12 protein-coding genes are annotated in these 13,901 nt (G+C 51.5%); 7 read left to right on the top strand and 5 right to left on the bottom strand.

Annotation, left to right across the window (positions count from 1 at the left end):
* Nucleotides 1-33: 33 nt before the first annotated feature.
* Complete coding sequence (locus tag WCX72_RS02575) at nucleotides 34-324, top strand: hypothetical protein (RefSeq protein WP_345970715.1); 291 nt, start codon at nucleotides 34-36, stop codon at nucleotides 322-324.
* On the opposite strand, the gene WCX72_RS02570 is transcribed toward WCX72_RS02575, so the two are convergent.
* The 4 genes from WCX72_RS02570 to WCX72_RS02555 all read right to left on the bottom strand — a co-directional run bounded on the left by WCX72_RS02570 (nucleotide 307) and on the right by WCX72_RS02555 (nucleotide 4,755).
* Nucleotides 307-957, bottom strand: a complete 651-nt coding sequence (locus tag WCX72_RS02570; RefSeq protein ID WP_345970713.1) for a 3-methyladenine DNA glycosylase — start codon at nucleotides 955-957, stop codon at nucleotides 307-309. The two genes, WCX72_RS02575 and WCX72_RS02570, sit on opposite strands and share 18 nt — an antisense overlap.
* Before the next feature lie 172 nt (nucleotides 958-1,129).
* Nucleotides 1,130-3,475, bottom strand: coding sequence for a hypothetical protein (locus tag WCX72_RS02565; protein ID WP_345970712.1), 2,346 nt, complete (start codon nucleotides 3,473-3,475; stop codon nucleotides 1,130-1,132).
* 130 nt (nucleotides 3,476-3,605) lie between these two features.
* Nucleotides 3,606-3,842 (bottom strand): AraC family transcriptional regulator, encoded by a 237-nt coding sequence (locus tag WCX72_RS02560; RefSeq protein ID WP_345971505.1) that lies wholly within the window; start codon nucleotides 3,840-3,842, stop codon nucleotides 3,606-3,608.
* Nucleotides 3,843-3,885: 43 nt separating this feature from the next.
* Nucleotides 3,886-4,755: an AraC family transcriptional regulator gene (locus WCX72_RS02555; RefSeq protein ID WP_345970711.1), complete on the bottom strand. Its 870-nt coding sequence runs from the start codon at nucleotides 4,753-4,755 to the stop codon at nucleotides 3,886-3,888.
* A 111-nt stretch (nucleotides 4,756-4,866) separates the two neighbouring features.
* On the opposite strand from WCX72_RS02555, the gene WCX72_RS02550 reads away from it, so the two are divergent.
* The 4 genes from WCX72_RS02550 (at nucleotide 4,867) to WCX72_RS02535 (ending at nucleotide 7,705) form a co-directional block, all read left to right on the top strand.
* Entirely contained in the window at nucleotides 4,867-5,454 is a 588-nt protein-coding gene (locus tag WCX72_RS02550) for a DUF302 domain-containing protein (RefSeq protein WP_345970709.1), read from the top strand.
* A gap of 135 nt (nucleotides 5,455-5,589) precedes the next feature.
* Nucleotides 5,590-6,042: a thiosulfate oxidation carrier protein SoxY gene (locus WCX72_RS02545; protein ID WP_231020262.1), complete on the top strand. Its 453-nt coding sequence runs from the start codon at nucleotides 5,590-5,592 to the stop codon at nucleotides 6,040-6,042.
* 41 nt (nucleotides 6,043-6,083) lie between these two features.
* On the top strand, nucleotides 6,084-6,389 hold the full coding sequence (gene soxZ, locus WCX72_RS02540) for a thiosulfate oxidation carrier complex protein SoxZ (RefSeq protein WP_345970097.1): 306 nt from the start codon (nucleotides 6,084-6,086) through the stop codon (nucleotides 6,387-6,389).
* A 167-nt stretch (nucleotides 6,390-6,556) separates the two neighbouring features.
* On the top strand, nucleotides 6,557-7,705 hold the full coding sequence (locus tag WCX72_RS02535) for an iron-containing alcohol dehydrogenase (RefSeq protein ID WP_345970708.1): 1,149 nt from the start codon (nucleotides 6,557-6,559) through the stop codon (nucleotides 7,703-7,705).
* A gap of 13 nt (nucleotides 7,706-7,718) precedes the next feature.
* Here the strand turns inward: WCX72_RS02535 and WCX72_RS02530 are convergent, their stop codons facing one another.
* Nucleotides 7,719-8,528 carry a TIGR00282 family metallophosphoesterase gene (locus tag WCX72_RS02530; RefSeq protein ID WP_345971504.1) on the bottom strand — a complete coding sequence of 270 codons (810 nt, stop codon included), beginning with the start codon at nucleotides 8,526-8,528 and terminating at the stop codon, nucleotides 7,719-7,721.
* Nucleotides 8,529-8,749: 221 nt separating this feature from the next.
* Between WCX72_RS02530 and WCX72_RS02525 the strand changes: the two genes are divergently transcribed.
* Nucleotides 8,750-11,575, top strand: coding sequence for a WD40 repeat domain-containing protein (locus WCX72_RS02525; protein ID WP_345970707.1), 2,826 nt, complete (start codon nucleotides 8,750-8,752; stop codon nucleotides 11,573-11,575).
* 250 nt (nucleotides 11,576-11,825) lie between these two features.
* Nucleotides 11,826-13,856, top strand: a complete 2,031-nt coding sequence (locus tag WCX72_RS02520; protein ID WP_345970705.1) for an NERD domain-containing protein — start codon at nucleotides 11,826-11,828, stop codon at nucleotides 13,854-13,856.
* The last annotated feature ends 45 nt before the right edge of the window (nucleotides 13,857-13,901 follow it).

Genomic DNA, 13,901 nt, shown 5'->3' with positions numbered 1-13,901 from the left:
ACAAACGCTTCGCGATTGGGCTAAAGTTATGGCATGTTGGATGATCCCGTAACCAGGGCCGCTATGGTCGTTTTCGTCACCGTCTTCTTCGCCACGCTGATCGCGATCGCCGTGATGTACCTGCTCATCCGCGCCGGGGAGAAGGGTCCGCCGAAGCCGCCGCACAAGGGGCAGATGTGGCTGGCGGGTCTGATCGGCATCGGCATCCCGCTGCTGATGCTCGCCTACGCCCTGCTCTTCTCCCCCTCCGCCAGGCTCACCCCCCAGCAGCTTCATCAGCAGCAGATCGAAAAATCAGAGGGCGCTTCACAGCAGGGGCGCTAACGCTTCGACGTCCACCTCTCTCCCCTTTTTGTACCGCTTGACGTACTCGACGATCATCCCGTGGAAAAGGGCGTAGATTTCGGGCAACTCCTGTGCCTCACAACACCCTTCCAAGCCCTCGACGCACCATGCCTGCAGCTCGTCGTAGCTCTCGTGCTCGAACCCGAAGGCCCGAAGCAGCCTGGATGTGTAGGCGTCCACGACCATCGCGTCGCGCCCGCAGGCGTAGCAGAGGATGGAATCCGCCGTCTCTGGGCCTATTCCCTTTTGCTCCAGCAGCCACTCCCTGCCGACCTCATCGCGGAAGGTCTCAAAGTCGCCGTAGGATTCAAGAAGCGCCGCCGAAAGTGCCTGCAGCACCTTCGCCTTGTTTTTGAAAAGCCCACTGGGACGGATCAGCTCCATCAGCGCGTCGAGATCGGCGTCTGCAATCGCTTCAGCCGTAAGTATTCCCGCCGTTTCCAGGTTGGTCAGCGACTGCTCCACCCGCGTCCACTGGCTGTTCTGCGTCAGCACCGCTCCGACAACGACGGCGAAGGTGCCGTACTCCGGCCACCACATCGGCGGTTTCTCAAGCAGGTTCAGCGATTCCAGAGCGCTGTAAAGGGCATTTGCATCGGGCAGTTCAATCATTACGCTCTTCCCCTCTTGGCTGTTTTACGCATTATACCTAGGACACTCTGTCCGCATGTTATTGGAGAGCGAATGAAAAATGATGATTTGGAAAATTATGAATTTGATTGCAACAGCAGCATGAGAGGATGAAAAGTCAGGATTCCGTCATTCAGGGCCGCAGCCCTGGCAATCACTTCCAGCTCTCCTCGACGATCTGTTTCGAGCGTTTGTAGGGGTAGCGCTCCAGCAGTTCGTCGATGGGCAGGAGCATGTCGAAGTTCTTCTGGCGCATGAAGTGCATCAGGGTGACCGATGCCCAGTAATCGTGCTCGTACTCCGTGCCTGCAAGCGACGTCGGAACGCCCTCTTTGTTGACCGTATGGCAGGCGCTGCAGGTGACCGGGCCGGCGTATTCGCCGTCGGGGCTGTACTGCATGGCCTGGTCGTGGGTCGTCTGGTCGATGCTCCGTGTACCGTCAAAGCGGGTCGGGTAGAGGCCGTGCGTCGACTCGTGGCAGCTCTGGCAGGAGAGCTTGCCGTGCCCTTTCGAGTGGCGGTAGAGGGCATACTTCTTGTTTTGGTCCATCGGGAAGTAGTCCCCGCCCTCGTCCTCGACAAAGGGCGCCGCGTGGCAGTCGGCGCAGTGCGGTTCGCCCGAGGCCAGCCACCAGTCGGAGCCGCCACTGACGGCGTCGTAGCCGACCGCTTTGCCTTTCGGGTCATCCCACTCGCCTAGAATAGGACTGCCGTCTTTTTTCGTACCCTTCACCGTGGAGAGCACCGCGCCCTCATGCTCGGTGTAGTAGGCTTCCGTCTCCGCGACTTTCGGGTCGGCCATCGCCGCGAACTTCTTCATGCTGCCGCCGGCGAGGGCGGAGACGACCGTTTTAAGGTCGCGGTTGCGCAGGGTCTTGCCGGACTGGTACTTGGGGTCCTTGATGGCGTCGTAGGCGTAGAGCTCCTGCGACAGCGCATTGTGGCAGTGCGTACAGTAGAGCCCGCGCATCTTCTCGACCTTCTTGCCCTTTTCATCCTTCATGCTGACCTCTTCAAGGTAGTAGCGGCCGACGCTGTTGAGGAAGAAGGGCGGTTTGACATCGGGGTTCGTGTGGGCGTCGCGGCCGTTGTAGCAGCCGCCCCCGGCGATGCGGAGGTCTTTGTCCTTCACCATGTTGCGGCCGTAGGCATCGGTGAGGCGGAAGAGCATATCGGCGTCGTTCATGCTCTTGTCCTGCCCATGCGTCGGGTGGCAGACCTGGCAGTTCGCCGGACGGTCGGCGCCGTCGGGCACCGGGGCCGCTTTCATGTGGAAGCCGTGCACCGCTTCGGCCAGCGGCTTCGCATGGACCGCCTTGTAGCTCGTCACGCCGTCACGCGGCGTTTTCAGGTTGCCGGAGATGTTGTCGCCGTGGCAGTCGGTACAGTTGACGGAGCTCACCGTCCCCAGGCGGAAATTCGGCGTGTCGGTCTTGTAGTCGCGCAGGAAGTCCGTGCCGTGGTGCTTGTCGTGCAGGGCGAGGATGTTGATGAGACCCTCGGCCAGCCGCGCCATGTACTCGGTGACGTCGGGGTGGTAGTCGATCCAGTAGTCGTACTCGGTGTCGCTCTGCCACACCCCCTCTTCGCGGGACTTGACGGCGGCAACCCCCTGGCGGGAGTGGCAGACCTGGCAGTTGGGGATGTCGATGGGGTTGGTGCCCATAAACTCGTAGACTCTTTTCTCGTCATCCAGGATCGCTTTGCCGTGCTTGTCGTGAACGCGCACTTTGGAGACCTGGTAGGGCTGGAAGGTGCGGTCGTCGACCCCGCGGATGGTGCCTTTGCGCTCCGTGTCCGTAAAGGCCGTCAGCGGCAGCCCCAGGGCGTCCCAGGTGTACTCGGCGCTGAGTTTGAGTTTGACGTCCTGCAGCTCGGGGATGAGCGTCTCGGTCATGACGACGTTGTCGCCGTGCTCGTCGGCAAAGTCGAGGTAGCCGCCGTACAGCGGTTTGTTCGTCGGGCCGTGGTCGGTCTTGATGGGCATGTCGAGGCCGAGGTACTTGCGGTCCGCCTTGGTCGCACCCTTCGGGATCGTCCCCAGGCTGTCCTCGTAGATGTAGAGATGCTTCCAGACGTAGTTGGGGAGGTTGTCGTTGTTGTCGTCGGTGCGGCCGTTGCCGTTGACGTCCTTCTTGACGCCCCAGTAGCGCATCTTGTTCCCCTCGGAGTAGCTGTTGTCATCCACGTAGTAGTAGAGCTGGATCTCGTTGTCCTTGCGGATGAAATAGGGGGACCTGCCGTCCTTGCCGGTGATGACCCCCTGCGCCTGGATGCTGTTGTAGGGCGGGATGATGCAGCAGTAGCTCTCGTCGAACCCGGCGCAGTGCATGCCGAGCTCGTAGTTGATGAAGACGTTGTATTTGTTGAAGGGGTTGAACGCGTCAACCTTTTTGCCGTGTTGTTCGATCGTTGTCGGTATCAGTCTGTCCTGCGCGAAGGGGGGCTGGGCGTTATAGGCCAGCGCCGCGGTGCCGAGCAGGAGTGCAGCGGTCATCATTCGAAACATTTTTTTATCACTCCGACGGAAATTTTAAACGATTCTACCGCAGATCTATCACAGAGTTATTATAATTTTTTCTTTTTTGTAAAGTTCAACTTTACGTTTTGGGACGAAAAAAGGGGGGATTTTATAAACGGGTGTCGGCCTTGGGCGGCAGCCCGAACATTCTGGCGTATTCCCGGCTGAACTGCGACGGGCTTTCGTAGCCCACTTCGTAAGCGACCTCCGCCGCTTCGACGTCCCGCGACATCAGCAGCTGGCGCGCTTCCTGGAGGCGGAGACTCTTTTGGAACTGCAGCGGGCTGTACGAGCTGGGACATGCGCTAGAAGGTGGTGAGCATATTGAAACGATGAGCGGGGTCATCACGGTCGAAGCGGCGCAGTAAGCCGCGACGAGCCCCCTGCCCTCACTGGTTTTTCAGCTCCGAGGGCGGGAAGCCGAAGTGGCTTTTGAATTCGCGGCTGAACTGGGCGGGGCTTTCGTAGCCCACTTTGGCCGCGGCGTCCGAGATCTTCATCTTTTCGAACATGATGTACTGCCGTGCCTTGTTGAGGCGGATCTTCTTGATATACTGGATCGGCGAGTCGTTATAGATCTCTTTGAACTTTTTATGGAAATTCGCCTTGCGCATATTGGCCCGCTGCGCCAGGTCGTCGATGTTGATCTCCTGGTCGAGCTGGTTCTGCACCTCGTCGACGATGGTCGAGATCCTTGAAAAGTGGGTGAGCTGGCAGCAGAGCTGCAGCAGGTGCTCCCCCGCGCTCGTATTGATGATGCGGTAGTAGAGTTCGTCAAGCACATGGTCTCCGAGGATCTTGGACTCCTGGGGGTCGAGCAGAATTTTCATCAGCCGGTTGAAGGCAGACTCGATCTCTTCGTTCATCGTGCCGGTGACGACGTTCTTGGGCGTTTTAAACGGGTCGGCCGGCGGCTGCTTCTCCATCAGCGAATGGATCTTCTGCAGCCGCTGAAGGTCCAGGTCGATGTAGACGCCCTTCATCACCTTGTCGAAGAGGAAGGTCTTGCATTCGGCAGGGTGGACGGTGGCGATGATGACGTACTGGCCGCTGCCCAGCGTCACCTGCTCATCGTCGATGATCCCCCGGTTCTGCCCGCTGGCAATGAGAAAGATGCCGCGGTTGTAGAGGAGCTCCTTGCCATGCTCATAATGGTCGCTTTTAAGCAGTTTGACCTTCTCCAGGTGGGTGGGTTTCACCCCCACTTCATGCTCGAAATCATACTTTTTGAAAAGCGCCTCGATGAGTTTTTCCTTCATGGATGAAAGCTCCTTTTGTACAATTAGGCAACATTTTCGTAGATTTACCCATTCAAATCCATTAATAAATAGACTATTATTCATAGTGAAAACTTTATTGAAGGAAACGTAATGATAAAAGGTCTGATGACTTCACTGTTCGCGGTTGCCCTCACAATGCTGATGAGCGGCTGTTCTACAATGCACATGGGCTGGACGGCCGTCACGGGTCAGCACAAGCTTGACGACAACGCCATGGAAGCGTATGACAACATGTTCACCAAGGTTGTCGAGTACGGCGACCCTGCACGTGCCATGATGCAGGAGTGGCTGGTCAACGCCGACATCCCGAACGACGACGTCGCAGAGACGATCAAGTCCCTCGCGGAAGAGTACAACATGCGCGTCACCGGCGACATCAAAATGTACACCAAAGACGACGCGGCACCCGAAGAGGTCAAGCACGCGCGCATCTTCTCCCTGTGCAGCCTGCCGATCGCGAAGGTCTTCCTGAACCACTCACGCTACTACGGCGGTTTCATGCCGTGCCGCATCATGCTCGTCGAGTACGGTAACGGCGAGCGCTGGCTCGTGAGCATGGACATGACGCTGGCGATCCACGGCGGATACGAGCTGCCCGAAGATATGCTGAAGATGGCCCTCTCCGTCAAAAAGGCGATGGATGAGATCCCGGCACGCGCAGCGATCGGCGACTTCTAATCTACCCTCTTTGCACTGCGGCACCCTCCGACGCCGCGGTGTTCACAATCAATTCACATTAGTACGCTACATTAACACTGTGATTACATCATGCTCCCCAAGAGCAATATAGATCTCAAACCAAAGGATAACCCTATGCAAAGAAGAACATTCCTCTCCATGGCAGCCGGCGCCTGTGCCCTCGCTGCGGTACCGGCAAGCGTCCTGGCGGAAGATTTCCGTAAATCCAAGCCGACAGTTTGGACAGCAAAAACTGTCGACGACGCGCTCAAAGCGATGTACGGCACAACAGCAACTGTCGCTGAAGGCGTTACAGTCGTCGCTCCGGACGTTGCAAGCAACGGTGGTGCGGTTCCGGTTGATGTCAAGTCTGACATCGCTGCAAAATCCGTCATGATCGTCCAGAACGTCAACCCGGAATCTGCGGTGATCGTTTACGACCTCAACGAGTACAGCATCATCGACTTCTCCATCAAGATCAAGATGAAAGCTTCCGGTACGATCACAGCAATCGTACAGGGTAACGACGGCAAGCTCTACAGCGGCTCCAAAACACTCGACGTTGCACTCGGTGGTTGTGAGGGCTGATCGCCTTCGCCTATAGAAAACGAAAATAGAAAGGTAATATCATGAGAATCAAAGCAAAACTCAAAGGTAATGTTGTTTCTGTAAAAGCGATGGCGAAGCACGACATGTGGACATACGATATCGCTGAGAAGAAAACCGGCGACCGCAACAACGCGAACTTCATCACGCACATCGACGCTAAAGTCGGCGCGGCAACGGTTCTGGACGCTTCCGTCAGCCAGTTCCTCTCCAAGAACCCTATTTTCAAGTTCGCGTTCAAAGGCGACTTCAAAAAGGGTGACGAACTCGTTATGACCTGGGTTGACCTCAAGGGCAACACCAAGAGTTCCAAAGCCAAAATCAAATAATTATTGAGGCGGGCGCCCCGCGCGTCCCGCCCCCTCTCCCCTCACACCTTCACAAATCCGTCACATTTATGAAACGCTTGGAGAATCAGGCAACTCCCGCATAGCATCGTTCTACCGCGTAAACGTAAATCCCCCTATAATTATTCAAAAGCATCCAGGAGAAAAATATGACAGATTTTACCTATCATAACCCCACCAAGATCGAATTCGGAAGAGACAAGGAAAAAGCCATCGGCGACCACATCGCCGCGGCGGGCATCAAGAAGGTGCTCCTCGCCTACGGCAGCGACCGCATCAAAAAAGACGGCCTCTTCGACACCGTCGCCGCCAGCCTCAAAGCGAACAATATCGAGTATGTCGAGTTGGGCGGCATCGTCAGCAACCCGCTGCTCTCGAAGGTGTACGAGGGGGTCGAGGCGGCCAAAACCGAAGGCGTCGGGGCCATCCTCAGCGTCGGCGGCGGCTCGGTGCTGGACAGTTCCAAGGCCATCGCGGCGGGGAGCCTCTACGACGGCGACGTATGGGACTTCTTTATCGGCAAAAGCGTCATCGAAAAAGCGCTGCCGGTCTTTGACATCATCACCCTCGCCGCGACGGGGAGCGAGATGAACACCTACGCCGTCGTCACCAACGAGAAGACGCAGCAGAAGTTCTCCATCGCCTCGCCCTACGTCTACCCCCGGGTCTCCGTCGTCAACCCGGAGCTGCAGAAGTCCGTCTCCAAGGACTACCTCGTCTACTCCGCCGCGGACATCATCGCCCACTCCATCGAGGGGTACTTTACCGCCTCGTACCACCCCGACATCATCGCCAAGTACATCGAGGCGAACATCTCCACCGTCATGAGCACGACGGAGACGCTTCTGGCCGACCCGGACGACTACAATGCGCGCGGCGAGTTCGCCTGGGCGGCGACGCAGGCGCTCAACGGCACGACCACCCTCGGCGTCGCGGGCTACAGCTTCCCCAACCACATGATCGAGCACAGCCTCTCCGCCCTCTTCAACGTCGCCCACGGCGCCGGACTCTCCGTCGTCATGCCCGCGTGGATGAAGTGGTACCATAAGCAAAACGAAGCCCAGTTCGAACGGTTTGCAAAAAATCTTTTCGGAAAATCAACTGCTATGGAGGGGATCGAAGCACTGGAGCAGTGGTTCGACAAGGTCGGCACGCCGACGAAGCTGTCGCAGTTCTCGATCAAAGAGAGTGACATCGACGCCATCGTCGAAAACGCTGCGGCGAACGCGAAGATGTTCGGCCTGGCCGACACCTACACCGAGGACGTCCTCAGAACGATCCTCAAACTGGCGCTCTAAGGCGCCCGACTTTCTAGACCTCCCAGGCGTCGGTGACGATCTCGCGCCCGTCGTCGAAGGTCTTGATCTTCTTTGCGCTCACGCAGCGCCCCTTTTCATCCAGCTCGAACACGGCCGTCTGCAAAATCTTTTTACATTTTTCCGGGACATTGAAGTGGCCGGGCAACCCGGTCAGGAAACGCTGCAGCGGGATCTTGGGGTCCATCCCGATGACGTTGTCGCGGCAGCCGCTGAGGCCCAGGTCCGTGACGTAGCCCGTGCCGCCGTCGATCTGAAGGTCGTCCGTCGCCACATGGGTATGGGTGCCGATGATGGCGCTGACGTGGCCCTTCAGCATCATCAGCAGCGCCCTCTTCTCGCTCGTCGCCTCGGCGTGCATGTCGACGAGAATGACCGTTGCCCCCTCGCGCCGCAGCGCCTCGACGCTCTTCTGCGCGCAGATAAAGGGGTTGTCGACCATCGGCATGGCGTAGTAGCCCATGACGTTGAGCACCCCGACTTTGACGCCGTTCACCTCGTAAATGCCCGTGCCTTTGCCCGGCATCGCCTCGGGGTAGTTGTGCGGACGCAAAAGCGGCAGCTTTTCAAAAAGGGGGATGATCTCTTTCTTGTCGAAGCTGTGGTTGCCCCCGGTCATGACGTCGATGCCCGCACCGAAGAGCTCGTCGGCATTTTTTGACGTCAGCCCGAAGCCGTGGCTGGCGTTTTCGTAGTTGGCCACGACGAAGTCGATGCCGTGCTCCCGCTTCAGCCGCGGCAGGTGCTGTTTTATCATCGACCGCCCCGGCCGCCCGACAACGTCACCGATCATTGCTACTGTAATTGCTTTCATAAACGCTATTCTACCCTGAACGTTTTAAACCGAACGCGCAGTGCCGGACGGAAAGTAGAAGCCACGGCGGGGCTTCTGCTTTTCCATGCAAGGAGAAAGGTTCATGAGGCGCAGTGAACTGTCAAATCTTTTTTAACCAAATTTAATCTACAATATGAACACCGATGAAATTCCAGGGAACAATCATGAAAAAAACTTTGCTATTACTCTGTATGACAGTTTTGCTCCACAGTGCGGAGCGTGAAGCATGCTTTGAGGCGTACCGCGCTGAAAAAATCTCGAAGCAGGCGCTGATAGAGTGCCTTGACTCAGGGGAGGCAAAGCCGGAAACGCACGCAGAAAAAACGCAGAAAAAAACCTCGAACAGTTCGGGGCTCTATCTTGCCGACTCGCTTCCGTATCAGGTGACCCGGTTCGTAGAATCGTTCGATTGTTTCAACAAAGACGACATGACAATGCTCTATACGTACACCCTGGCACTCAAATACCGTATGCAGCATGTTGACAGTATGGAAGATCTTGAAAAGAGCGATATTGATTACTGGAGGCTTTGGCACATTGTGAGCGACCTTGGCCAGGCCTGCAAGCTCCACTATTCATTTGACAATGTCCTCGAAGCGATCATCACCCCGACACAAAGTGATCAAAAAGCACTGAAAAAGCTGCGCAGGGTGGAGGGACGCATCCATACGGACGGATCCTCGGAGTCGTCACAGCGGATGCGCGAGTATGACGCCAAGCTCCGCGCCCGTGTTTTGGCGAACAAGCCGGCATACAGCATCGAACCGAAAGATGCCGACAAACGTGATTATGACCTCACATCGCTCAAGAAGCTGCCTGCAAATACGATACCGGCTAATGTTTATGAGAGCATCACGAAGATGGAGACTACCCCGAAAAACAAAGAGATGCTGTTCAGACTTGCCTATCTCAAAGAAGAGACCCTCCGCCATTACGACCATCCCAAAAAGCGGCACGAGATGCAGCAGGAGATCGTCTATCTCGAACAGTGCCAGCGGCGGCTGAAGCTGTATCAAAAGAGCGGCGACAGGCTGAACCAAAAGCGCAAACTGGCATCTTCGATCGCTTCTTATTCGCACTATTACCCGCTGAAAACCGATTTTCTGCCCAACGAGATCAGCGCGTACTGCGAGAACAATATCACGGCGATGACGCTTGCTCCCCTCGCTGTCGCTGTAGAAAAACCGGCGCCCAAACATGTCAAGATGCCCGTCTTTGCCACATCCCAGGCCTATATCAACAGCTACCGCGGAGCCGCCGTTACCAAAACGAAGATGCAGGCGTATCTCAACGAGATCAAATCGGCAATGGGGAAACAAAAGGGTGATATGGTCAAAGGCCTCAAGGTAGCCCGTCTGCAAGACTGCATCAGAAAAGAGAAGCCTTTTCTTCAGTCGTTGCAAAAAGACATCGATCAGGAGGGGCTCAAAGAGGAGTTTACCGCCTATGTGATTCAGCCGATGTTCTGGTGGGCGACAACCATCGCTATGAAGATCGAGCAGGAAGGAGAAAGCGAAGAGCTCAAGAACTTCTTCGACTGCAACCAGACGTCGCTTTTACAACCCAAAGCCGCCCATACTCCCCGGAAGACAGCGCCCCAAAAGCCAGGTTTCACAAGCGCCGCGATGAGGGCCGGGATCCATCAGAAAGACAGCATCCTCAAGTATTATGCCAAGGTCTTTGAAAACAGACCCTCATACGACCTGACCAATGCAAAAGCCGTTGACGCCGGGATTATCGACGGCCAATGGATCGATAAGGACAACAAGATCATTCCGGCCTTCGGCAGCAGCGTCCGCATCGAGGGGATGCCCCAGGGCGGCATGAAACTGACCTATGCAGACGTTCCCGGTGGAAAACTCTGCAGCGGTTTTGTGTCTATGAACCAGAATGACGCCATCCACTTTGACAGGAAAACGTACGAAGGGATCGACTACATCCTCCTCAACAACCACAAGCTCCGGATCAACCATATGGTCGGCAAACATGTCGAACGCCTCTGCGACGAACAGGAGAACAACAGCGTTTCGTTTGTCAAAGAACGAACGGTCAAGGAGCACAAATACGGCCCAAAACCCATTGCCAGCGCATTTGACGTCGCCCAAAAAACCGGCGTGATCAGAACAACACGCTATGCTCCGAACGGTTTCGCACACGCCGACGGAGGCAGCAGTTTTTTTGTCAGCGGTCAGGACGCCAGAATATTTGACAAAAAGCGGAAGCTTCCGCCCAAAGCCCTGCCCCGGGACATGGCATACAGTTTTCAACCCGTGATGTCGCCCGACGGCAAAACGCTGGCGGTTGGGAGCAGGGACAAAATATACCTTTGGGATATTCAGGGAAACAAACTTCGGAAAACACTTGACGGCCTGCCCAAAGGTGCCAAGAACCTCATGCATTTTTTGTCAGACAATAAAACCCTGGTGGCCGGGGCAGGCAAAAGTATCTATTTTTTCAATACGGAGAACGAAAATATTATAGAGATCACTCCGAAGTTCATTGAAAAAGACAAGAAGTACTTCACACCGAGAATCAGCGCTGTCGGGGATTCACCGGACGGTACGACGATTTACATCGGCAGCAGCTACGGGCATGTGGAACGGTGGAAGAAAAAAAGAGGTGTCAACCTGAGACACGGCCCTAAATTCACCTACCTGGACACCCTCGAAGACAAGCAGGTCCGCGATATCGGTGCCATCGCCCACGACCCGAGAAACCCTGATCATCTGATGGTCTGCAACGGGCAAAACATCCGTTTCTGGGATGTGAACAATAAATCGATCGTCGAGACCCTTGACGCCGATGTCTATATGCGGTGCACGCACCTCGAAATGAGCAAAGACCGCAAGTATCTTATGGCATCAAGCGAGCACGGCGTATTTCTCTGGAAACTGGGCAGCAAAGTACAGTATGAGATTCTTACCGGCGGGGACATCAAAGGCGCCCTCTTCATAGACAACAATCATATCGCCACGATCGGCAGGGAGATCGCTTTGTGGCAGCTGGAGGCAAACTAGCTGCTACCGCACCCGCGGAAGGTGCTGTTTTATCATCGACCGCCCCGGACGCCCGACAACGTCACCGATCATTGCTACTGAGAGATTTTTCATAATCGGCACTGTATCGCTTTGCGGGTTAATCTGGCTTCTTGATCGGACAGCTGGAAACCTTCGTTCACTGTATTAACATTTTTTGATATCTAAAGGTATTTTTACATAGAATACGTACTAATACTCATAGTTATTTGAATATGTTGGACCAAATGTAATGCCTAAAAAAGACAAATTTGAAACCTTACGAAGTAATATAACAAAACTTGACGTGGAACGCACTCTAGGTTTTTTTCAAAAATGTAGTAAGATTGAACAAGTCATTATTTTACATGACATAAAAAGAAATCAATTATTCAATATTAGAACTCCTGATGACTTACCTAAAAAACTATCATTTATTAGCGAACTCAATCGTAAAATCAATCAAGTTCCCATCATATCCGAGCTAAGACTCTACTTTGAATTCTTTGAATCAATATTTTCTGCAATGAATGTTTTTTATCAAGAGTTTAACCTTTTTTATACTTACCTAGAAAAAGAAAATCAAACACAATTATTTCTTGTTTATGTGTTTACCTACTATTCAATATTAATGAGTGAAATAGAAAGTTACGTAGAAAAAGAAAATGAGAAGTGGAAATCAAATAAGTTGTTTGATAGTACTTTAGCTATTGCTATCCCAAGTAAAGATGGGCATGCAACAGATGTTGACACACAAATAGAATTTATAGCAGAATTTTTAAAAACCAATATTATGTTCTATAAATACAAGTCAAAAATAGAGTCATTACAAATCATTCAAGTAGACACTGCAACAAAAGAAATCAATGAAGATCTCAAAAATATATTTGAGACAGATTTGAATTCAATGATCCAATCTTTTAACTCTTGGAGGAATGGGATTGAATTAATCGATTTAATCAATTTGTTTGACTGGCAAATACATAAAAAAACTTCAAATCAACTAACAACATATTCTATTCAGCCAAAAGCACATACGATGAATGAATATATTAACCAAGAATTTGGTCTATTCATCTATTTACATTTCAAACATTCTTCAACTCGTGTAAAATACATAGAATCTATTAGACTATCCATCCAGAATGAAGATTTTGAACAAGTTGTTAAAGAAGAATATCTCTATATCAAAGAGATATTTGAAAATGAGTATTACATTGACCATAATATCTTTATGGAAAAATATAATCAGTTGTCCCTTGAGGCATATGTCAAGTTTTATTTATTATTCAAAGTGTATTTTTCTTATTTCTTGCATAGAGCAGAAAGACAACCAGTATTCATTGTAAATTGGGATTTTATTGCAAATTTATTTATTCAACATATTGAGTTGTTTGCAGATCAAATGGATATTAAAAATAAAAAAAAGTTAAAAGAATTACTTGACACTTGTTTGGACTTCTATACAAACAATGGGGAAGATTTATTTAATTACCCATTTATTAAATATGACTTCATGCGATATGCCATACCAAACACAATTATTAGTGCGAACTCACCACGACTCTTTATAGAAAGATTTTCTAAAATTATTTCAGCAAAGAAGAAAGACAACAAAGGTTATATGTTAGAAAAACATCTACTTTTTAATGAGGAAATCCTTTTCAACCGCGGTATTAAAATCATAAAAAATATTGACTTAAAACTGAAAAATCAAAAAGTAGGAGAAATTGACATTTTATTATTTGATGGACAAAATATTCTCATTGCCGAATTAAAGAACCAAAGAACATTTAACAATCAAAAAGAGATGTACAACAGAAAAAAAGATTTAAAGAGAACTGCTGTTACCCAAATCAAAAAAGCTAAAAAATTCTTGCTAACACATCAAAAAGAAATGTCAAATAAACTAAATATTGATATCAAAAATGCAGACAATATAATCCCTATTGTAATAACACCGTTAGATGAATTAAACAATATAGTTCTTGACAATACTTTGGTAGTTAGTTCATTTATTGTAAAAATATATTTTGAAAATGATCATTTTGCTGTTCGAGAATTTGGACTAAATCACGACATTATTATTGAAAGAGAATATTTTAATAAAAAAAGAATTACACTGAATGAATTTATCGCATTTGTTAAAGAGAACAAAGCAATTAAGTTATTGAAGTATTTTAAAGACAAACGCATTAATACAGTAGAGGTGTTCGAGCACAATAAAACTAAATATAAACGAATTATACTATCTCAAAAAGAGGCTCTTATTAAGAAATTGTAGAAGCCTTTGAATTCTTGAAATAAATTTTCATTTGCTGATTCCAAG

The sequence above is a fragment of the Thiomicrolovo immobilis genome (genome assembly GCF_039645955.1).
Taxonomy (GTDB): Bacteria; Campylobacterota; Campylobacteria; order Campylobacterales; family Sulfurimonadaceae; genus Thiomicrolovo; species Thiomicrolovo diazotrophicus.
This window is presented reverse-complemented; position numbering and strand designations above follow the sequence as displayed.